Source organism: Agrobacterium sp. NPDC090283, assembly GCF_044769685.1.
Taxonomy (GTDB): Bacteria; Pseudomonadota; Alphaproteobacteria; order Rhizobiales; family Rhizobiaceae; genus Agrobacterium.
Genome location: NZ_JBIVYG010000007.1, coordinates 26,542 through 48,073, shown reverse-complemented (window position 1 = coordinate 48,073; position 21,532 = coordinate 26,542). Strand labels below are relative to the sequence as shown.

General features: G+C 60.5%; 18 protein-coding genes. 7 read left to right on the top strand and 11 right to left on the bottom strand.

Annotated elements, in window-relative coordinates; all coding sequences use genetic code 11:
* The first annotated feature begins 296 nt into the window (after positions 1-296).
* From ACIQUH_RS12330 to mgrA, 4 genes are all read left to right on the top strand, one after another.
* Positions 297-1,745, top strand: coding sequence for an FAD/NAD(P)-binding protein (locus ACIQUH_RS12330; protein ID WP_400815303.1), 1,449 nt, complete (start codon positions 297-299; stop codon positions 1,743-1,745).
* 168 nt (positions 1,746-1,913) lie between these two features.
* Entirely contained in the window at positions 1,914-3,182 is a 1,269-nt protein-coding gene (locus ACIQUH_RS12325; protein ID WP_400815301.1) for an SfnB family sulfur acquisition oxidoreductase, read from the top strand.
* 10 nt (positions 3,183-3,192) lie between these two features.
* Complete coding sequence (locus tag ACIQUH_RS12320) at positions 3,193-4,455, top strand: SfnB family sulfur acquisition oxidoreductase (protein ID WP_400815299.1); 1,263 nt, start codon at positions 3,193-3,195, stop codon at positions 4,453-4,455.
* Positions 4,456-4,543: 88 nt separating this feature from the next.
* Positions 4,544-5,587 carry an L-glyceraldehyde 3-phosphate reductase gene (gene mgrA / locus ACIQUH_RS12315; protein ID WP_400815297.1) on the top strand — a complete coding sequence of 348 codons (1,044 nt, stop codon included), beginning with the start codon at positions 4,544-4,546 and terminating at the stop codon, positions 5,585-5,587.
* Positions 5,588-5,653: 66 nt separating this feature from the next.
* Here mgrA and ACIQUH_RS12310 read toward each other — a convergent pair whose 3' ends face one another.
* The 4 genes from ACIQUH_RS12310 to ACIQUH_RS12295 form a co-directional block, all read right to left on the bottom strand.
* Entirely contained in the window at positions 5,654-6,907 is a 1,254-nt protein-coding gene (locus tag ACIQUH_RS12310) for an LVIVD repeat-containing protein (protein ID WP_400815295.1), read from the bottom strand.
* 67 nt (positions 6,908-6,974) lie between these two features.
* Positions 6,975-8,018, bottom strand: coding sequence for a substrate-binding domain-containing protein (locus ACIQUH_RS12305; RefSeq protein ID WP_400815293.1), 1,044 nt, complete (start codon positions 8,016-8,018; stop codon positions 6,975-6,977).
* 32 nt (positions 8,019-8,050) lie between these two features.
* On the bottom strand, positions 8,051-9,085 hold the full coding sequence (locus ACIQUH_RS12300) for an ABC transporter permease (protein ID WP_400815291.1): 1,035 nt from the start codon (positions 9,083-9,085) through the stop codon (positions 8,051-8,053).
* On the bottom strand, positions 9,085-10,566 hold the full coding sequence (locus ACIQUH_RS12295) for a sugar ABC transporter ATP-binding protein (protein ID WP_400815289.1): 1,482 nt from the start codon (positions 10,564-10,566) through the stop codon (positions 9,085-9,087). Before ACIQUH_RS12295 ends, ACIQUH_RS12300 begins: the two co-directional genes overlap by 1 nt.
* A gap of 367 nt (positions 10,567-10,933) precedes the next feature.
* Between ACIQUH_RS12295 and ACIQUH_RS12290 the strand changes: the two genes are divergently transcribed.
* Positions 10,934-11,980: a substrate-binding domain-containing protein gene (locus ACIQUH_RS12290; protein ID WP_400815286.1), complete on the top strand. Its 1,047-nt coding sequence runs from the start codon at positions 10,934-10,936 to the stop codon at positions 11,978-11,980.
* Positions 11,981-12,103: 123 nt separating this feature from the next.
* Here ACIQUH_RS12290 and ACIQUH_RS12285 read toward each other — a convergent pair whose 3' ends face one another.
* Positions 12,104-12,424 carry a ferredoxin family protein gene (locus ACIQUH_RS12285; protein WP_269711441.1) on the bottom strand — a complete coding sequence of 107 codons (321 nt, stop codon included), beginning with the start codon at positions 12,422-12,424 and terminating at the stop codon, positions 12,104-12,106.
* On the bottom strand, positions 12,424-14,040 hold the full coding sequence (locus tag ACIQUH_RS12280; RefSeq protein ID WP_400815284.1) for an FAD-dependent oxidoreductase: 1,617 nt from the start codon (positions 14,038-14,040) through the stop codon (positions 12,424-12,426). Before ACIQUH_RS12280 ends, ACIQUH_RS12285 begins: the two co-directional genes overlap by 1 nt.
* A gap of 89 nt (positions 14,041-14,129) precedes the next feature.
* Between ACIQUH_RS12280 and ACIQUH_RS12275 the strand changes: the two genes are divergently transcribed.
* Positions 14,130-14,936: a phosphate/phosphite/phosphonate ABC transporter substrate-binding protein gene (locus ACIQUH_RS12275; protein ID WP_400815282.1), complete on the top strand. Its 807-nt coding sequence runs from the start codon at positions 14,130-14,132 to the stop codon at positions 14,934-14,936.
* On the opposite strand, the gene ACIQUH_RS12270 is transcribed toward ACIQUH_RS12275, so the two are convergent.
* Genes ACIQUH_RS12270 through ACIQUH_RS12250 form a run of 5 tightly spaced genes read right to left on the bottom strand, consistent with a single transcriptional unit; the run spans position 14,918 to position 20,278 of the window.
* A complete protein-coding gene (locus tag ACIQUH_RS12270; RefSeq protein WP_400815280.1) occupies positions 14,918-15,892 on the bottom strand; it encodes an oligopeptide/dipeptide ABC transporter ATP-binding protein in 975 nt (324 codons plus the stop codon). The genes ACIQUH_RS12275 and ACIQUH_RS12270 overlap by 19 nt on opposite strands.
* The gene (locus ACIQUH_RS12265; protein ID WP_400815278.1) at positions 15,892-16,866 is read right to left on the bottom strand and encodes an ABC transporter ATP-binding protein; all 975 of its coding nucleotides are present in this window, start codon (positions 16,864-16,866) and stop codon (positions 15,892-15,894) included. Before ACIQUH_RS12265 ends, ACIQUH_RS12270 begins: the two co-directional genes overlap by 1 nt.
* The gene (locus ACIQUH_RS12260; protein WP_400815276.1) at positions 16,863-17,696 is read right to left on the bottom strand and encodes an ABC transporter permease; all 834 of its coding nucleotides are present in this window, start codon (positions 17,694-17,696) and stop codon (positions 16,863-16,865) included. The genes ACIQUH_RS12265 and ACIQUH_RS12260 overlap by 4 nt, the downstream gene beginning before the upstream one ends.
* Positions 17,693-18,673, bottom strand: coding sequence for an ABC transporter permease (locus ACIQUH_RS12255; protein ID WP_400815274.1), 981 nt, complete (start codon positions 18,671-18,673; stop codon positions 17,693-17,695). The genes ACIQUH_RS12260 and ACIQUH_RS12255 overlap by 4 nt, the downstream gene beginning before the upstream one ends.
* A 42-nt stretch (positions 18,674-18,715) precedes the next feature.
* A complete protein-coding gene (locus ACIQUH_RS12250) occupies positions 18,716-20,278 on the bottom strand; it encodes an ABC transporter substrate-binding protein (RefSeq protein ID WP_400815272.1) in 1,563 nt (520 codons plus the stop codon).
* Positions 20,279-20,515: 237 nt separating this feature from the next.
* Here ACIQUH_RS12250 and ACIQUH_RS12245 point away from each other — a divergent pair, with 237 nt between their 5' ends.
* The gene (locus ACIQUH_RS12245) at positions 20,516-21,487 is read left to right on the top strand and encodes a fatty acid desaturase (RefSeq protein WP_400815269.1); all 972 of its coding nucleotides are present in this window, start codon (positions 20,516-20,518) and stop codon (positions 21,485-21,487) included.
* Positions 21,488-21,532 lie beyond the last annotated feature (45 nt).

The following is a 21,532-nucleotide window of genomic DNA, read 5'->3' as shown; positions in this document are numbered from 1 at the left end:
GATGTGTCGCAGCCGAGAATAAAGAGTGCAGCAGGTGGGTGATAGTTTCTTGATGTTCTTTATAGACTAACCAGAGGAATAAAATTGCGCGTGGGCTGGGACAGGCAGCAGCCTCATCCCGGCCCCTCCCGGAAGAGGGGATCGGTGCCGGGATGAAACCGGCGCCTTATGACAGGTGCGGCGGATGAATTTTCCGCGCTGTGCGCCAAAATTGGAACTTCAGCAGGCTACTAAATCGACAAATGTTGTAGATTTTTTCCGTAGGCAAGGGTGCCGATGGGATTGCACGAGTTGAAATGTCAGTAAACGGAAAGAATGCCATTGTCGCCATTATCGGTGGCGGATTTAGCGGGGCGGCGCTTGCCGTTCATCTGCATCGCGCCATTGAAGGGCAGGAAGGGATACGGATCGTCGTCTTTGAACCGAGGGAGACGCTCGGCTCGGGGCTTGCCTATTCCACGCCGGAACCTGCCAACCGGATCAATGTGCCGGCCGGGCGCATGACACTCTATCCCGATGATCCCGATAGTTTTGTCCGTTACATCGAGAAAACCAACGGGCTGGCGGGTGATGCGGCTGCGGTTCTGCCGGATGGCCAGGCCTATCCCCAGCGCCGTGTCTTCGGTGCCTATGTCGCCGCCGAGATCGCTCCCTTGCTGGAGGCGGGCATCATCGAACATAGGCGCGGCCGCGTGGAGCATGTGGCCCGTCACGGTGAAGGCTGGCAACTCCAAACCGCAGATGGCGACAGTCACGTCGCCGATATCGTGGTGGTGGCGACAAGCCATCCGCCACCGGCCCTTCCGCGGGTGCTGGAGCCGCTTGCCGGCCATCCGAAGCTGGTCGCTGATGTGAATGCGGACGCTGCACTGGATACTATCGCAGCGGGTGATCGCGTTCTGATTGTTGGCAATGGTCTGACGGCGGCCGATGCGTTTGCTGCGCTGAAGCGGCGCGGCCACCACGGACAGGTCGTTTCACTGTCGCGCCGGGGCTTGCGGTCGCGCGGCCATCCTGCCGTGCCGCAGGAGCCCTATGGGGATTTCATCGATCCGCCGTCGAGAGGCGCATCTGAGTTATTGCGGCGGATTCGTGTGGCTTTGCGAGCGGTGCAGGCCAGCGGTGCGAGCTGGCATGGCGTTCTGGATGCCGTCCGCCTGCAGGGGCGCGATATATGGCGAAATCTTCCCCTCCAGGAACGGCGCAGGGTCGTGCGTTGGCTGCGCCCCTTCTGGGATGCGCATCGCTTCAGGATTGCGCCGCAGGTGGAGGCGTTGCTGGATACGGCTGTCATTGCCGGCCAGTTGCAGATCGTCGCCGGTTCGCTTGTTTCCGCACGGCTTGGCCAAAGCGGGTCGTTGCATATCGATCTCAGATATCGTGGTGAAAAGGATGTCACGCCGATTGACGTCGATGCGGTCATTGTCACGACTGGTCCCGCCCACGGCGGAATATTGAAATCGCAGGTCTTTCTTGTCGGTCTGGAGCAGGAGGGACTTCTGACCCTCTGCCCCACGGGGTTGGGAATCCGTTGCGATGAGCAATCGCGCGCCATCGACCAACAGGGTCACGCAATCGAAACATTGCTGATCGGCGGTCCGCTGGCGCGCGGAACCTTCGGAGAATTGATGGGTCTGCCGCAGGTCACGGAACATGCGGTGTTTGTGGCGCAGGAGATAGCGCGCAGTCTTTTGTCGATAGGGGCGAACCCTCGGCTGGCGCCGTCACAGGCGGTCTCGGGGTAGATATTTCACTCTCCACGGATGGCGTGCTGCTCCTTACATCTTTTATTTTTTCCCAATTACAGAGAAAAACCTTCCCTTTTTTATAGCATAAAAAACATAGAATTACTGTTCAGTGCTGCGCCTTATGCGATGCTCACGCCATCATTCACCGTGTTTGCGAGGCGTCCCATGGGCACGATTTCCGAGACCAAGATCGACTATAGTGTTCATCCCCGCGTCAATTCGGCGGACCCGATTGCGCCGCGTCCGCGTCCGGCGAAGCCGGCGCATATCGTCTCGTCGGATGCGGAAGCGATAGAAATCGCGCAGCGGCTGGCGGAAAAATTCAGGGTCGGTGCGGCGCTGCGCGATCGCGAAGGCCTGTTGCCCATCGACGAGCTCGATGAATATTCCCAGAGCGGTCTCTGGAGCATCAACGTTCCCAAGGCCTATGGTGGGCCGGAAGTCTCTTACGCCACGCTCGCCAGGGTCATTGCAACGATTGCGGCGGCCGATCCCGCGATTGCCCAGATCACCCAGAACCATCTGGCAATCGTCGCCACCGTCGAACTTGATGGCACGGAAGACCAGAAGAAGCTGTTTTTCGGCTGGGCGCTTCAGGGTATTCGTTACGGCAACGCCTTTTCCGAACTGAAAAGCAAGACCGTCGCCGATTTCGAGACGAAAGTGGTTCATGACGGCGACAGCGTCGTCGTCAATGGCGAGAAATTTTATACGACCGGTGCGCTTCTCGCGCATATCGTGCCGATTGTCGCGCTTGACGAGACGGGGCAGGGATATCTCGTTTTCGCCGACCGTGACGCTCCGGGCCTGACAGTGACCAACAACTGGTCGAGCTTCGGTCAGCGTACCACGGCATCGGGATCGGTGAAGATCGAAAATGTCCGTGTTCCCAGCGAGAGGGCGGTGAAGGTCACGTCCTTCGATCATCCCACCATCGGCGGCCCGGTCTCGCAGATCATCCAGTCGGCAATCGACGTGGGCATCGCGCGCGGCACGATCGACGACACCATCGCCTTCATCGGCAAGCACAGCCGTCCATGGCTCGACAGCGGCAAGCAGACGGCTGGCGAAGATCTCTTCACCATTGCCGCCATTGGTGACCTGAAGATCCGTCTGCATGCAGCCGAGGCGCTCTTGGAAATCGCCGGTCACAGCATTGACGCTGCAAAGCGGAACACGACGCTGGAAACCGTTTCGGAAGCGACGATCAGGACCGGGGAATCGAAGGTTCTGACCACCGAAATCGCCATTCTCGCAACCAACAAGCTGTTCGAACTTGCCGGCACCCGCTCGACGCTTGCCGAGCACGGGCTGGACCGGCACTGGCGAAACGCCCGCGTCCACACGCTGCACGATCCGGTGCGGTGGAAATATTTCCATGTCGGAAATTATTATCTGAACGGCGCGCATCCCCCGCGCCATGCCTGGAATTGAGGCCGTTTCCATGACAACGACTGACCGGAAGCTGCATCGCGAGGCCGCGTTGACCTCGGGTAAACCTGCGCCGCATATCCCGCCGCGCCGGACGAAGGCCCACATCATAAAGGACGATGCGGAAGCGATTGCCGTTGCGCAGGAGCTTGCGCGCGGTTTTGCTGCCGGGGCGGCGGAACGCGACAGGGAGCGGCGTTTGCCGCTCGCCGAAATCGAGCGTTTCTCGCAAAGCGGGTTGTGGGCCATTACCGTGCCGAAGGACTATGGCGGTGCCGGCGTTTCGGCCGTAACGCTGGCGGAAGTGACCGCGATCATTTCCGCCGCCGATGGCAGCATCGGGCAAATTCCGCAAAACCACTTCTACATGGTCGAAGCGTTGCGGCTTGCGGGCAGCGAAGAACAGAAGCGGCATTATTTTGAGCGCATTCTCGACGGAGACCGGCTGGGCAATGCTTTTACCGAAATCGGCACGAAAACCCCGGTCGACTACAAGACGCACTTCGCCGAGCGGGACGGCAGGCTGCTGCTGAACGGACAGAAGTTCTATTCCACCGGTTCTCTGTTTGCCCATATCATCGTTGTCGTCGCCAAGGGGCCGGATGGGCGGGTGAACATCGTCTTTATCGACCGCGCAACGGCAGGTCTTTCCCTTGTTGACGACTGGACGTCCTTTGGCCAGCGCACGACAGGCAGCGGCACAGTCACCTTCGATGAGGTTGAAATCACGCCCTTTCAGATCGTGGATCACGATGTCGTCTTCGAGCGGCCGACACCCATGGGGCCTTTCGCGCAGATCATTCATGCCGCCGTTCAGGTCGGTATTGCCCGAGGCGCTCTCGCGGAGACGATCTCCTATGTTCGAGCCCATGCCCGGCCGTTTTTCGAGCTGAGCATCGAGCACGGTTATGAAGACCCGCATACCATCCATGCCGTTGGCGACGTTTCCATCCGCGTGCATGCGGCCGACGCGCTTCTCGCAAGAGCCGGCCGCATCCTCGACAGTGCGAGTGCGGCACCCGACGAAAAAACGGTGGCGGCGGCTTCCATCGCGGTGGCGGAGGTCAAGTCGCTTGGCACCGAAGCCGCTCAACTTGTGTCCACGAAGCTCATTGAACTCGGCGGCGCGCGTTCCACGCTGGAAAGCTATGGGCTCGACCGTTACTGGCGCAATGCCCGAACGCATTCGCTGCATGATCCCGTCCGCTGGAAATATCACCATATCGGCAACTTCTATCTGAACGGTGTGCTGCCGCCGCGTCACGGGGCCATCTAGGGTCCGGTTTCAAGATCACAAATCCCCATCCGAACCGGCGATCACCGATCGCCGGACGATCATTCAACGCCACCAGGAAACAGCGACCATGACGTATCATCCAGATCCCAACCGCTATGAAGACGCCACCTTTCGCCGTGTCGGGCGCAGCGGCCTGAAACTGCCGGCGATTTCCTTCGGCCTCTGGCACAATTTCGGCGATACGACACCGCTCGAAACGCAACGCTCCATTCTTTTCAAGGCTTTCGATCTCGGCATCACCCATTTCGACCTCGCCAATAATTACGGCCCGCCCGCCGGCAGCGCGGAGGTGAATTTTGGCCATATACTGAAACAGGATTTTGCTGGATATCGTGATGAGTTGATCATCTCCACCAAGGCCGGCTGGGATATGTGGCCCGGTCCCTACGGACGTGGCGGCGGCTCAAAAAAGGCGCTGCTTTCGAGCCTCGACCAGAGCCTGACCCGGCTGGGGCTGGACTATGTTGATATTTTTTACTCGCATCGTTTCGATGCGGAAACGCCGCTCGAAGAAACTGCCGATGCGCTGGCGCAGGCCGTTCGTCAGGGCAAGGCGCTTTATGTCGGCGTGTCGTCCTATTCCGGCGTGAAGACGCGTGAAATTGCGGCCCTGCTGAAAGAGCGCGGCGTGCCGCTCCTTATCAACCAGCCTGCCTATAATCTCTTCAACCGCTGGGTCGAAAAGGACCTTCTGGACGCGACTGACGAGGTCGGTGCAGGGGTAATCGCCTTCACACCGCTGGCGCAGGGACTGCTGACCAACAAATATCTTGATGGCGTGCCGCAGGATGCGCGCGTCAACCGTCCAGGCGGGGATTTCCTGCGGCCGGAGCATCTGAAGCAGGAGAATATCGAACGCGCCCGTGCTCTCAATGAAATTGCCAGAAACCGAGGGCAGTCGCTGGCGCAGCTCGCCATCGCCTGGGTCCTGCGTGACAACCGCGTCACCTCGGCGCTGATCGGCGCGAGCTCTGCCAGACAGGTGGAGGAAAATGTCGCGGCGCTCAAGAACCTGTATTTCACGGCGGAAGAACTGGCGGAAATCGATCGCTACGCCGTCGAAGGCGGTATCAATCTGTGGGAAAAACCGTCCCATGACGAAGCGGTCTGATGCATTCTGTCTTACCAACAATCGCCCGGGCTTTCCCGGGCGATTTTCTTGTCAGGTCACGGTGCTTCAACCGCCATATTCGATGATTTCGAGCCCGGCATTATAGTCGGTCGCGTAGATCAGACCGTTGGCGTCAACAAAGACATCCGCCGACTGGATGACCTTTGGCCGGCCCGGTCGCCGGTCCGTCATCGTTGTCGGCCCAGCCGGAACGAGCGCGCCGGTTTCGACGGGACGATAGGGATCGGAAATATCGAAGGCGCGGATGCCGGCATTCTGCCAGGTGGCGAAGATCAGCGTTTCCGACACGAAGGAACCCGGCCGGTTTTCATGCAGGTTATGCGGGCCGAAATGGCCGCCCTTCTTCCCATAATCGATCTCGTTCGGGATGGGGAATGTCGAGATGCTGACCGGATTTTCCGGAACGCGGATGTCGAAAATCCAGGTGTGCTTGCGCCCATCCTCCTCATTGTCCAGCACGGCTTCGTCGGCGACCACCAGCAGGTCGCGACCCGGCAAGGGCAGGGGCGAGTGGGTGCCGCCGCCATAGGGCGGTGACCAGTTGCGATGGGCGATGAGCTTGGGGGCTGAATGATCGCTGATGTCGAGCAGGGTCAGGCCGCCATCACGCCAGCAGGCATAGGCGGTGTCGCCATGCACCAGTGCGTGATGCAGGGCGTACCGTTTTCCCTCGCCCCATGCCGGTTTTTCACCCTCGGCCGTGTTCATGCCCGGCAGCCACCAGCGGCCAAGCAACTGCGGTTTTGTTGGATCGGCAAGATCGATGGTGACGAAGATATAGTCGGAGAAACCGTCCAGCAGCGCCGAAGCATAGGCATAACGCCCGCCCACATACCACAGGCGGTGGAAACCGATGCCGTCGACATCCAGCTGACCGATTTTTTTGGGCTTGTCGGGTGTCGAGATGTCGAACACGGTCATGCCCGCCGTCCAGACCCGCTCCCTCTTTTCCGCAGCGACCGTCTCGCCGACCGATTTGGTATAATAGGCCTTTTCGTCGGTGAAGGACTGGACATCGGCGAAAAGATCGAGCGCATTGATGACCAGCAGCAGGTCGTCATGGGTCTGGAGGTGAATGTTCCAGGTGTTGGCCGGGGCCTGCACGTAGTTGACGGTGACAGGGTTTTTAGCGTCGCGCACGTCGATGATCGAAAAACCCTGCGACCATGGGTGGGCCACATAGGCGTAACCGCGATGGACCATCAGTTGCAGGCCATCGCCACGGCCGCCGATATCGCTGTGGCCGATGAGTTTCATGTTGTGGGCGAAATCGGGTGTCGGGAGGTCTGGGGCGGCCATGGTCTGCTCTTGCGTTGCGACGGGAAAAGCGCCGCCCGTGAGCGGCGGCGCATCTTGGCGAAGGCGGTCAATGCTTGACGGCGGGAATCCAGGTGGCGGTAGCGGCATCGCTTTTCAGAAATGCCGGGAATTTCTTCTGGAGGTCCTCAATGGTGCCGATGTCGTTTTTCACCAGATCTTCACGGGTGATGAGGGTCGGCTGCAACAGTACCGACCGGCCGGGGAACTGGCCGGCGATCGAAAGCGAGACGGCGCGCACCGATACTTCGCCGACGACGGCGGCGTTGGTTGCGGCGGTGGCGACCCAGGCGCTGTCCGGCTCGGTGATGAGCTGTATGTCCGCCGTCGAAATATCGACGCCGTAAATCTTCACCTGCTGCGAAAGACCGAGTTCATCGATGGCGAGCTTTGCGCCTTTGGCGAATTCATCCCACGGGGTGAAGATGACGGAAATATCCGGATTGGCGCGCAGGACGGCCTTCGTCTGATCGGCGACTGAGGCCGGCACCGTATCGTTGACGACGCCCCAGACAGCCTTTTCCTTCAGATTGTGTTTGGCGATGAAGTCTTTCCACACGGCGTAACGCCGGTCGAGTGGTGCAAAGCCGGCGACGTAGACCGCTCCGCCGACAAAACCGTCGCCCTTGTCCTTCACGGCCTGGTCCAGCACCAGCCTTGCCATGTCCTTGTCGCTCTGCTCGATCTGCGGGATTTGCGGATTGTCGAGGTCCACATCATAGGCAACGACCTTGATACCCTTGTCGAGCGCCTTCTGCGCCACGTCCTTCAGCACCTCCGGGCGGCCATTGTTGATGATGATGCCGTCGACGCCGAGATTGATCGCCTGCTCGACGAGGTTTCTCTGCGTGTCGTTGTCGTTGCGGGCCTGGGAGACGGTGAGCTTGACGCCCAGCGTATCGGCCTGCCGCTTGACGCCGGCCTCAAAGGCCTGCAGCCAGTCGCCGCTGCCGAGGAAGCTGACGACGGCAATATTGACCGTCTTCTTGTCGAAGGGCGCAGGCGCGCCTTCGATGCCGGCGGAAAAGGCGCCGGTGGAGAGGAGGGTAAGCGAGATGACGGCCGCGGCCAGTTTCTTGACGGTCTTGAACATGGTTTCCACTTCTCTGGACGGATATTGAATGGTCAGATTTTTGAGCGGGCAACGCCGTAGGTCAGCGCCAGCGCGCCAACCAGAACGGCGCCCTTGATGAAGTCCTGCGTGTAATAAGGTGCGTTCAGCATGGTGAGGCCATTGAGCAGCACGCCGACGAAAACGGCGCCGACAAGCGTGCCGAGAACGTTTGGACGGCGAAGCGCCAGAACCGCAAAGCCGATCAGCGCGGCGGCGACCGAATCCATCAGCAGCGACGCGCCGGAGGAAACGTCACCCCGGCCGACACGGGCAGCGACGATGATGCCGCCAAGCGCCGCGAGCGTGCCGGAAAGCACGTAAGCGAAGGTCTTGATCCTGTCGACATTGGCGCCTGCAAGCCGCGCTGCCGTCTCATTGCCGCCGGTGGCGTAGATCAGGCGGCCCAACCTCGTTTTTTCGGTGAGAATGAACAGAACGACGGCGACGATGGCCATCAGCACCACGGGCAGGGGGATGAAGCCGAACAGGCTGGAGCGCCCGATCGTCAGGAAGGCGGGATCGTATTTGCCGCTGGCCGTCGAACCGTCAGGCAGGATGAGGCCGACGGAGATGGAACGGCCGGCTGTCGGAATGAGCTGGAGGCCGGTCAGCAGGAACATCGTGGCGAGTGTCGCAAGCAGGTCCGGCACCTTGAGCCTGACGATCAGGAAAGCATTGGCAAGGCCGACAAGCGCGCCGAAGGCCAGCACCAGCGGCACCGTCTGCCAGGCGTTCAGCCCCAGCACGATCATCGCATAACTTGCGGCCATGACGCTGGATGCCGCCACCGCCCCGACCGAGAGGTCGAAGCCGTTGATGGCAAGCGTGATGCTGACGCCCGCACCGATGATGGCGACCACGGAGACCGCCTGCAGGATGCTCATGAGATTGTTGATGTTGATGAAGGCGGGCTGCGCGAGCGAAAAGCCGACGACCATCGCCGCCAGCAGCAGGAAAACCGCGCCGCGTCTTATCGCGTTTCGCAGGGTTTCCAGTGTCGCCGCTTCTTTTGACTGTTCTGAAATCTCTCGGGTGCCGTCGACCATCAGGCGGGTTCCTTGTGAAGATGCGGCGTTCCGGCATCGTTGGTTTGTTCGAGAAGGGTGTGGCTATCCATTACGAGAACCCGGTCAGCCACCTCATAGGCTTCTTCCGGGTCGGACGTGGCGATGAGCGTGGCGCGCGCGGAATGGCGGCGGATGGCGGCAATGATGTCCTGCCTCGCGCCCACATCGACGCCCTGGAATGGCTCATCCAGCAAAAGCAGGCGGCTGGGCTCGGCTTCCCAGCGGCCGATCACGACCTTCTGCTGGTTGCCGCCCGAAAGCGACCAGACGGAGGCCTCGGCCGATTGCGCCTTGATCGACAGGCGGTGGATCGCTTTCCGGCCCTCTTCTTTTTCCCGGTTGGATAACAGGAAACCGGAGGGATACCATTGTTTGAGATGCGGCAGGCTTATCGTTGCGGCAATGCTTTCGCCCGGCCAGTCGGCGTGGATGAAGGAGGATCTGTGCCGATCTTCGGCGGCCATCACCACACCGGCGGCGATCGCTTCGGCGGGGCTGCCCGGCGCATAGGCCTTTCCATCCACAAATGCCTGTCCGCCCGAAAAGGCGCCAAGGCCGAACAGCGTGGACAGAAGACGGCTTTTGCCGGCGCCGAGAACGCCGGTGATGGCAACCACCTCTCCCTCCCGGACGGAAAGGGAAAAGGGCGCACTTTCCGGCAGCAGCCGCGCATTTTCCAGCCGCAGCACTGTCTTTTCGAAATCACGCCGCCGGTCCGGGCGCGCCGCATTCAGCGAACGGCCGATCATGGTTTCAATGGCGGCGCTGAAATCGACAGGCCGCACAAAGGAGCCGACATTGCGTCCGCCCCGCAGGATTTCGACCCGGTCCGCGAGCGCTTCGAGATCGGCGGTTCGGTGCGAAATATAGAGCACACCGATCCCGCGCGCCTTCAGGGAGCGCACGAGATCGTAGAGACGAGCGGATTCCCGAGCGGAGAGACTGGCCGTCGGTTCGTCCAGGATGATCAGCCGGGCCTTGTTCGCCAGAGCGCGGGCAATCGCGACCTGCTGCCGGTCGGCGGCGCTCAGCGTTTCGAAATCCCGGTCGAGCGGCAGATCAAAGCCGGTTTCGGCAAGAATGGTCGCCGCCTGCCGACGGACCGATTTTTTCGACAGGAAGAAGGGATGGCGGCCATCGACGAAATGGTTGAGAAGCAGCGCATCCGCGACCGTCAGGCCCGGTATGCCGACGACATCCGTTGATTGGTGAACCGTCACGATGCCCTGTGATGCCGCATCCGCCGGGCTTTGCGGTGAAAATGGCTTGCCTTGCCATATCATCGTTCCGGCATCGGGCCGATAAAGCCCGGAGAGGATTTTGACGAGCGTGGATTTTCCAGCACCGTTTGCGCCCATCAGTGCGACGACTTCACCTGCCTCGATCGTCAGGCGTGCATCGGTGAGGGCCTTGGTGGAGCCGAACGCATGGGAAATGTTCTGAACGTCGAGAAGGGGCATGTGCGGAAATCCATCCTGGAACAATCCAGTTTGGTAATACTTTTGCAGCCGCAGACAAGAATGGGCCTTCTATTGTGTCGCCAAAGCATGGAATAAATTTCCCCGCTCGCCGGTGTATGCTCCAAGGTTTTGAAATTCATCAGTTTTACGCCGTATCGGCCGTCAGTCATCAGTTGTCCTTCAAAGCCACAGGGGTAACACCCGCCGTCCCGGTCATGAGCAAAACCTCTTCCCGCATGCCTCTTGCGGACAAAAGAAAACTCGTTATCCCGAGCAAAATAGCAATTTTAAACCCATAAAAACGATAGATTATATGCTCTTAATTTGATGGCTGATACAGGCGCCATCCAATTGGAGAAAAATCCCGATGTCTTTTAAACCCGGTCATATTGCCCTTGCGGTTTTGCCTTCGCTTCTGGCCGCCGGTGCCGTAAGCGCGGAAGGGCTGAAAGGCGCACCCGATCCCTTCGACAAGGGCGGCGTCAAGATTGCATTGATCAGCTATATTTCCGCCGGCGATTTCTTCCAGGCCTATCAGTCGGGTGCAGAGGCGCAGGCCAAGGCGCTGGGCGCGGACCTCAGGATATTCCCCGGCAGGCAGGATGCGGCGCAGCAGCGTGAGCAGATCCTGCAGGCGATCAATCTCGGTGTTAAGGCCATCATCATCGATCACGGCCAGCCGGAATCGCTGACGGATGTGGTTCAGCAGGCGCTGGACAAGGGCATCAAGGTCGTGGCTTTCGATGTGAACCTCAATAATCCGAAGATCCCGCAGGTCGAGCAGTCGGATCATCGTCTGGCCGAGCTGGCGCTCGATCAGGCCCTGAAGGATAACGGCACGAGCTTTGCGGCCGGCTATGCCTATGTGGCGGGCTTCGCGCCGCTCGACCGCCGCAACGAGGTGTGGGACAAGGTGAAGATAGCCAATAAAGGCATTGTCGAGAAAGCCCGTTTCGGCACGGTGAGCGACACGACCGCGGCAGCCACCGCCGATCAGGCCAAGGCCGTTCTGCGCGCCAACCCTGATATCGCGGTGATTTTTGCACCCTATGACGAGTTTGCGCGTGGCGTGAAACTGGCCGCGGCGGATATTGGTATCAGCGATAAAATCAGGATTTATTCCGCCGATATTTCCACGGCCGATATTCAGGAAATCGTCGAGCCCGGCAGCCCCTGGGTTGCAACTGCGGCGACCAATCCCGCTGTCGTCGGTGCAGTATCGGTGCGCGCCGCTGCACTTGAAATCGCCGGCGAGACCGTGCCGAGAAACATCGTGGTCGATCCGGTGCTGGTCACCCAGGAGCAGCTGCGGACCGCAGACGTGAAAACCATCGAGGAACTTGCGAAGAAAATCCCCGCCTTCTCAACCAGCACGGCCGCCACGGCGAGCTGGATACCGGCAGCAGCCTTCTGAACTGCCTGACAACGGACATGGGAAGCGCCTCGACCAGCCGTGTCGGGGCGGTTTCATGCCGGGATATGTGGAAATTGTTGTCGCCGACCGCCAGGTGAACATCTTTGGCGCTGTGACGCCAGATTATGGCGGAAGGCGGAAGTGATCGTCGATGTGGCGGCGTTGACGCGTGTCCTTGTGCCAGCCGATGGCCTTTCTGTAACTGCCGAAGAGGTTACTTTCCCGCACGCTGTCCAGTGTCAGGCCATGCACGGTTTCGGCATCCGGATCGACATAAAGAGCATCCACCGGGCAATAGGCCTCGCACATGAAACATGTCTGGCACGAATCCTGCCGCAGGATGACGGGTGGGCCTTCCGGCATCGCCTCGAAGACATTGGTCGGGCACACCTGAACGCAGAGATTGCAGTCCGTGCAGGCATCGTTGTCCAGAACCTCGATCATTATTCCGCCGCCTCCGTGTAAATGCCGGGATCAACGCATTCCCGCCGGATGGCGATTGCATCGAGGCCGCTGAGAATGAGCCTGTGATGCTGGGCGGGATCCTGCTTCGGAAAATCCTCGCGCCGGTGCATGCCGCGCGTTTCGGTGCGCGCAAGGGCAGCGCGATACATGAAGCGCGCGGTGGCGACCATTGCTTGCGCCTGGCGCAGCGCCAATATCTGGCTTTCATCGGCGGCCGTTGCCGTAGCGACCCTCGCCCACAAAATATCAAGCCGTGCCAGTGCTGCCGAAAGACCGGATTGGGTGCGGAAATAGTTGATGTCGAGAGGAAAGACCTCGTCCTGTACCGCCTTGATGATGGCCGCGGGGTCGGTGGGTTCCTGGGGCAATGTGGTCCGGGCGGTGAGCTGCGGAAGGTTGCTTTCCGGCAGTTCCGACTTCTCGCGGGCAAAGGCGGCCGCCGCGGCGCCGGCGAAGGCGCCCGTGGAAATCGCCCAGGCTGCATTGTGGCTGCCACCGCCGGTGAAACCACCGCAGATCGGCTCGCGCGTGGCGTTGTCGCCGGCGGCATAAAGGCCAGTGACCGTCGTTGCGCAGTCGAGCCCGGTCAGCCGCAATCCACCAGTGCCGCGCACCGTGCCTTCCAGCCGGAGCTTCACTTCGAAGAATTCGGTGAAGGGATCGATGCCGCGGCGATCGAATGGCACGAAGAAGTTGGGCTGGGCGCGCCGCAGGATCGCCTTCACCTCGTCGGTTTCCGCAAGGTCGAGGCGGGCATAGACGGGTTGCGAAAGCAGGGTGCGGGCGATGATCGAGCGACCCCTGGCGGAGCCTGCGCCTTCTATCAGGCTATGATCCTTGCGATAGAACTGCGCGAAACGGTAGAGCGCCGTCTTGGTAATCGAGGCGAAGGCTGGCGAAATCGCATAGGCCGACGAGAATTCCATCCCGGAGAGCTCGGCGCCCGCCTCGGCGCCCATCAAATAGCCATCTCCTGTCAGGACATCGCAGCCGAGCGCCTTGCTCATGAAGGCACAGCCGCCCGTTGCAAGCACCACCGCTCCGGCGGCGATACGCCACTGTCCGCCCTGTTGCCGCCGCAGGCCGGTTGCGCCAACGACCCGCGCATCCGCCGTAAGTAGGCCCGTTGCGGGGTGGTGATCGAGAATGGTGACGCCGGCGTTTTTCACCCGGCGACGCAAAAGCCGCATATATTCCGGTCCCTGAACGGAGATGCGCTGCTGCTCGCCTTTGTCGTCACGGGGGAAAGGGTAGCCCCAGTCCGCCAGCCGGTTGACGCTTTCGAAAGTCTTGTCGAGGACCGGCGCCATCCATGATCGTTCGGAAAGATAACCGCCCATCGCCTCGCGGCTTGCCATGGCGGCGTCCCGCGCGTCCTCATCCGGCGGCACATACCATATCTGTGTACCAGCCGAGGCGGTTGCGCCGGAACTGCCGCAATAGCCCTTATCCGCCAGAACAACCCTTGCTCCCGCACCGGCGGCTTCCATCGCCGCCCAGCAGCCGGCCGGGCCGCCGCCGATGACAAGCACGTCGCATGCGATATCGGTTGTGACTGAAGGCGACGAATGGGCCTCTTCCAAAGGCAGCCTCATGGTAGGCTTCCTTTCTATGAAGAAATCGCATTGCGATTTAAATCTATGTATTGCATAGGTTTTTGAGTTGCTTCCCCGGAGTTCCGCCCATGCCGCTCGCCAGCCTTGCCATGTATGCCAGCCCTTCGCCGGTCAAGGAGGCGACGACGCTGTTCTGGGCGGCGCTGGGCAAGCGTCTTCGTGCCGGTGGCATTGATGCGCCGGAGGCTCTGGATGATAAAATCCGCTATGATGAGGCTTGGTTGCGGCCGGATCTGCTGTTCGGCCAAACCTGCGGCTATCCCTATGTGCGACATCTGCGTGGCAAGGTTCAATTGGTGGCAACCCCGGTCTATAATCTGCCCGGCTGCGACGGCCCGCTCAAATGCAGCTTCATCATCGTCAATGCGGCGTCGCCGGCGCAGTCGATCGAAGAGCTGCGGGGCGCCCGGGCTGCCATCAACGAGCCGGGCAGCAATTCCGGCTATAACCTCTTCCGCGCTTTCGTGGCGCCACACGCCAGGGACGGCCGGTTTTTTTCTTCCGTGCAGGAAACCGGGGGCCACTTGGCAAGTATTGATGCGGTTTCCAGCGGAAAGGCCGATATCGCTTCGATAGACTGTGTCACCTTCGGCAATACCCTGCGTTTCGATCCGCAACGGGTTGCAGGGGTGCGCATCCTTGCCGAGACTGCCAGGGGACCGGGCTTGCCCTTCATCACGACCGCCGCGACACCGGCAAGGGAACTGGTGGCCCTGCGGCGGGCGGTGGCGGAGACCATCGCCGACCCCGAACTCGCCAGCGTGTGCGATACGCTCTCCCTGCGCGGCATCAGCCTGCTCGGGGATGCCGACTATGAGGTGCTGGCCGAGTTTGATCGGGATGCCGCGCGTCATGGTTACCCCGTTATTGCCTGAGGCAGGGCTTCCACTTCCGCTGTGAGCGGGAAATGGCAGGCGACACTACGGCCGGATGAGCCGGCGGAGAGAAGTACTGGAACTTCGGTTGCGCAGCGTGGGCGCGCCAGCGGACAGCGTTTATGGAAACGACAGCCGGAGGGCGGGTTGCCCGGGCTCGGGAGTTCCCCGGAAAGCACGATGCGCTCCCGCCGGCGACTGGAGTCCAGTGTGAGGTTGGCGGAGAGCAATGCCTGCGTATAGGGGTGAGCCGGATCACGAAAAAGATCGGCCGTCGGTCCGCTCTCGACGATCTGGCCAAGATACATCACCGCGACACGATCGGTAACGCGGCCGACCACATTGAGATTGTGGGAGATGAGCAGATAGCTGAGCTTCAGACGATCGCGAAGCACGCGCAGGAGGTTGAGCAATTCGCCCTGAATGGAGATATCGAGGCCGGCCGTCGGTTCATCGGCAACGATGATCGAGGGTTCGGCCGCAAGCGCGCGCACCAGCGCCACACGTCGCGCCTGCCCACCGCTCAACTGATGCGGATAGCGTGAAAGAAGTTGCTCGCCGAGACCGATGCTTTCTGCAAGCGCTGATATCCGCGCCCAGCTCTCGGCCGAATGCACTTTGCGGATTTTAAGCGGTTCGGCCAAAAGCGCGCGCACCTTCATGCGGGGAGAAAGCGAGGCGGCGGGGTCCTGGAATAGCAGCTGAATGCGGCGCTGCAGATCGTTACGTCGGGTCGCCGTCACATTGGCGAGCGTTTCTCCCGCGATGGAAAGCGTACCGGCGGCAAGCGGCTGAAGTCCGACGATGGCCCGGGCGAGGGACGATTTCCCGCACCCGCTTTCGCCGACAAGGCCGAGGGTTTCGCCGGGAAACAGATCCAGCGACACGCCATCGACGGCGATCAGCCGGTCATAGCGGATCACCGCGTTCTTCAGGGAAAGGGCAGGGATATTCATCACGCCGCCTCCAGCCAGCAGAAGAAGCTCTGTCCGGTCTTTGCCTGCCGACGCGGCGGTTTTTCGCTACAGCGGTCGTGGCGGGAGGGACATCGCTCGGCAAAGATGCAGCCTTGCGGCCGATTGGCGGGATCGGGAACGGTACCGGGAATGGTGGCAAGATCCTGCCGGCGGTCGAACGCGGCGTAAGGGTCTATCTCGCAGTTGAGCAAGGCGCGGGTATAGGGATGGTGCGGATGATGCAGGACGTCCGTTACCTTGCCGTTTTCCACCACCGTTCCCGCATACATCACGATGACGCTGTCACAGAGTTCGGCAATCAGCCCCATGCTGTGACTGACGACCAGCATGGAAGCGACAGTCCGCTGTCGCAGCCGATGCAGCATCTCCACCACCTGCGCTTCGACAGTCGCATCGAGCGCGGTCGTCGGTTCGTCGGCAATCAACAATTTCGGTTCGACCAGAAGCGCCATGGCGATCACGACACGTTGCCGCATACCGCCTGAAAATTCGTGCGGATATCGACGCATGCGCTGCGCCGCATCCTGCAAACCGACATCGGATAGCACCGCTTCGGCCCGTGCCCAAAGCGCCCGACGGCTTTCCTTCGGGAATCGCCGGCGCTGGATGTCGACGAGCTGCGTGCCGATCGTGAACATCGGGTTCAGCGCGGTCATGGGGTCCTGAAACACCATCGCTATATCGGTGCCGCGCAGCCTTGCTGTTTCCGCTGATGTCAGCTTCGTCCCGCGTCCGTCGAAAGCTGCGCGGTTCGCGGAGATTTCCGCATTATCGGCAAGCAGGCCGAGCAGGGTGAAGGCGACAGTCGACTTGCCGCTGCCGCTTTCCCCGACGAGGCCGACGGACTGGCCGCGGCCAATGGTGATATCGACGCCGTCGATGATATGCGCTTTCTGCCCGGCGCCCCTGTAAGAAACGTTGAGATTTTCGATGAGGAGGAGGGCGTCTGTCACAGGCTTTTCCTCAGTTTCGGGTCAAGCGTGTCACGCAGGGCTTCACCGAGAAGCGCAAAACCGAGTGTCGCGAGGATCAACGCCAGACCCGAAAAAGTGGCGAGCCATACCGACTGGTCGAGATAGGTGTAGCCGTCATTGAGCAGGTTACCCCAGCTCGCAAGCGGCGGGCGCACGCCGAGACCGAGAAAGCTCAACCCCGCCTCAATGGTGATGACGACAGGGATATCCATGCATGCCAGCACGAAAATCGGGCCAATGATGTTGGGCGTGACATGATGCAGGACAACCCGCCACGTTTCCGCACCGAGAACCCTTTCCGCCTCGATGAAAGGGCTGTTGCGGATCGCGATCGTCTGGGCGCGGGCGACCCGGCCGAAATGCGGGATGAAGACGATGCTGACAAGCAAGACGACATTGCCGAGACCAGGGCCGAAGACCGCGACGAGCGCGAGAGCGAGGATGATGCTTGGAAACGACGTCACGACATCGAAGATACCGACGATGAAGAGATCAACGACGCGTGAGGAGAGGGCGGCCGCCACGCCAAGTGCGACACCCGTTGTCAAAGAAATGGCGATGACGGAAAGAGAAATGCCCAGCGCGACCCGTGCGCCGTAGATAAGTCGGCTTAATATGTCGCGCCCGAGATGATCGGTTCCCAGAAGATGTTGCAATGACGGGTCCATGAACCGGCTCGACGGCGCGATTGCGTTCGGCCCATAGGGCGCGATCAACGGCGCAGCGATTGCCACCAGACAGAGCAGCGTGACCGCAAAGAGAGCGAAGGTGCCGCCGGGCCGGCGGGAAAGGTCGTGGAGGACGGTCATGGCTGTTGCCTCCCGGACAAGAGCCGGCCACGCTCGCGCGGATCGAGCAGGCTCTGGGAAAGGTCTGCAATGAGATTGGTCAGGACATAAAGCAGCACGATGACAAAGACGCCGCCCTGAACCACCGGATAGTTACGCGTGCGGATGGCGTCATAGATCAATGAGCCGAGACCGGGACGGTTGAAAATGACTTCGGCAAAGACCGCTCCGCCAAGAAGTTCTCCAAAACCCATGCCAAGCACCGCGACAGTGGGCAATATCGCCGGTTTGAGGGCATATTTCACCAGGATTTTCGTCTCGCTGACACCATAGGCCCGCAGCGTGCGGATCTGGTTTTCACCGAGCACTTCCAGCAAGGAGGCGCGCAGCAGACGGGCGATGTAACCGATCCAGCCGGCGGCCAGTGCCGTTGTCGGCAGGGCGAGATGCCAGAGCTGGTCGCCGATATCGCCGCTCTCTCCGGCGCCCAGCACCGGAAACCACCGCAGCTTCACCGAAAACATCATCAGGAGGAACACCGAGACGACAAAGCTCGGGGTCGAGATGAAGCCGACACTCAGGAAGGCGACAAGCCGGTCCGTCCGGCCACCCGGCCAGCGCGCGGAGATGAGGGCTAGCGGCACGCCGAGCGCGATCGCACAGAGCATGGCGGAAACGGCCAGCGCCACCGTATTTGGCAACGCTGCCGCAACAAGGTTAAAGACCGGCCGGCCGTTAAAGACATCTTCGCCGAGATCGCCGGAAACAAGCCGGCTGAAAAACCTGAACACCTGCTCGATCAGCGGCTTGTCGAGACCGATGCGGGCATTGAGTGCGGCTACCGCCTCAGGCGTTGCGCGTGAACCGAGAATTACCGTTGCGGGGTCGCCGGGGATCAGCCGCGTGAGCGCCATCAATAAGACAACGGAGCCGGCCACGGCGAGAAGCGCCGTAACCAGCTTGAAGGCGAGATGAATGTGCAGGGATGCGCTCCTCATCGCAGCGCATCCCTGTCTGTCATTGAGAGAACACGCACCGGATCAGGCCGTCGCTTCCGTAAAGGCCGTATAGAGCCAGTTGTTGCCATTCGGAAGAACGCCGGGCTTCAGCCATTTGCGCGAGGCAAAAGCATTCAGATTGTGCGTGATCCAGATGAAGGCTGCGGATTCGTCGAGCAGTTTCTGGGCTTCGATGTATATCTTTTCACGCTCGGCGGGATCGACCGTGACGCCGCCCTTTTCGTGCAGCGCATCGTAATCGGCGTTCTTCCAGCGCTGCCAGTTCCATTGGCCGACCTGCGCGGAGGTGAACCACTGTGTCTGGAAGCCAGGATCAAACTTTCCGTTGAATTTGACCAGCGAGAGTTCGAGATCCTTGCTGGCGTCGTTTTTGCCAAGCGCCCAGTAGGCGGCGGATTCCAGCGCCTCGATCTCCACCTCGATGCCGACTTCGGAAAGGTTGGCCTGAATGATCTGGGCAATGGCCTCATAACGTGCCGTCGCTTCGATGGTGAGTTTGGTCTTGAAGCCGTTCGCATGCCCGGCTTCGGCGAGCAGTGCCTGCGCCTTTTCCAGATCCCGTGCATAGACGGGCGCTTCTTTCCAGTATCCGAGCAGGCTTGGCGCAAGCAGCGAATTGGCGCGCGGATAGATGCCGGAATAGGCGCCCTCAAGGATCGCGTCGATGTCCACGGCATAACGGATCGCCTGGCGGACGCGGATGTCGTTGAAGGGAGCCTTCTCGATATTGGGGCCGAACCAGACGTAATCGATGGCCGGAATTTCCGTCACGCTTGCATCGGGCAGGTTCGCCAGGGCCTTTCCATTTTCGGGATCGATCGCGGTGAAGTCGATCTCGCCGGACTGGAAGGCGATTTCCGAGGTCTTCTGTTCTCCGATCGGTTTGCCGACGATCTGCTGGAAATGCGGTTTGATCGGTCCCTTGTAGTTGGGGTTGATTTCCAGAGTGAAATGCTCGCGCGGAACCCATTCCTTCAGAACATAAGGGCCGCTGCCGATCAGTTTCGTGGCAATATCCTTGCCCAGTGCTTCGAACGCCTTTTTCGAAATGATCCGGCCAGACCCATCGGCGAGTGCGATCGTATAGAGCGCCGGTGCCGGCTGCTTCAGGATGATGCGGCCTTCGAGCGGGCCGGTGACCTCGACGCGATCAAGGGCCGACCAGTCCTTGGCATAGGTAACGGGCTTGCCTTCGGCATCGGGCTTGAGGAAACGCTCGAAGGAGAATTTCACGTCTTCGGCGGTCAGTTCGCCATAACCGTCGGTAAAGGTGAGGCCACTGCGCAGTTTGAAACGGATTTCGGTGTCGCTCACCTGTTCCAGTTCTTCGGCGGCATCGAGTTCCCAGTCCGTCGAGCCCGGCTTGAAGGAGATCAGGCCCTGCTGCACCGACCAGAGGACGTTGAGATCGATCGGGCCTGAACGATTGGCGGGATCGAGGTTGGAAAGGTCTTTCTCGACGCGGACGACGATCCTGGTGCGGTCGGTATTGGCGAAAGCGGGATGAAGGCCGCCAAGAGCGGCAAGACTCACAATGGAGGCGCCGCCGACGAGCACCTGCCGGCGTGTGGTGTTGAATGTCACGTAATGTCCCTCCGGGTACGGAGCACCTGCCCGCACGATGCGGGTAGCGCTCAGCAATTCGATGGAGGGATTAAAGCCAATAACCTACAAATTTTATAGAATAAATATTTTCCGTAGGGCCCTGCTGCAAAACCATTTTTCCCTTTTTGGCGTCGCGGCTGCAAAGCCGTGCGGCGCGGCCGCCTGCGCTCGGCCTTATAGTGGGGCGCGAAACCTGTCTCAGCCGGAACCTGCTTTATGTCCCGCCTTCCATCTCCTGATCTCTTCTCCTCACCCTCGTCTCTGGCCATTGCCCGCATCGAATGGCAGACGGTGGTTCTGGCGGTCGTCATCTATGGCGGCTTTTTGGGGGTGACATGGTTCTGGCAAGCTTTGCCGGTTCTTGTCGTGATTGCCATTGGCGGATGGCTGGTCGCCTGGCATGGGTCACTCCAGCACGAGGTCATTCATGGTCATCCGACACGCTATCGCACCATCAACGACGCAATCGGCTGGCCGCCTTTATCCCTGTGGTTGCCCTATGCAATTTACCGGGAAGGGCACCTGACCCACCATCGCGACGAACATTTGACCGACCCGATCGAAGATCCGGAATCCTCCTATTTCACCCAGGCGGCCTGGGAGAAAATGGGAGTGATCGGCCGATATCTGGCGCTTTGGAACACCACCCTGCTGGGACGGCTTACCCTTGGCCCGCTGGTCATGATCGTTAATTTCCTGGCGCAGGAGGCGTCCCTGGTCTTCAGGGGTGACAGGGCACGGGCAGCGCTTTGGGCGCGGCATGCGGTCGGTGTTGCGGGTGTTCTGATCTGGGTGGTGGGAATTTGCGGAATGCCACTCTGGCTCTATCTCTTGGGTTTCGTTTACGTGGGCGCGGCGCTCAGCAGGTTGCGGTCCTATGCGGAGCACCGTTATGCCGACCATCAGGATGAGCGCACCGCGATCGTCGAGAACAGCCCGCTGTTCGGGCTGCTGTTTCTCTACAATAATCTGCATGTGCTGCATCACAAATTGCCTGCCGTCCCCTGGTACAGCATCCCCGTTCTCTACCGTCGCCATCGAAACACTCTCGTTACGATCAATGGCGGTCTGGTCTATAACGGCTATCTCGATGTTGCCCGCCGCTTCTTCCTGAAGCCCCATGACGATCCCCGTCATCCTCGCCATCTTGACGCATTGCCCGTTGATGCCGCGACGAAGGATGTTTGATCGCAACGGGTAAAAGGAAAGACCACCTCACCCCCGACAGGCGGG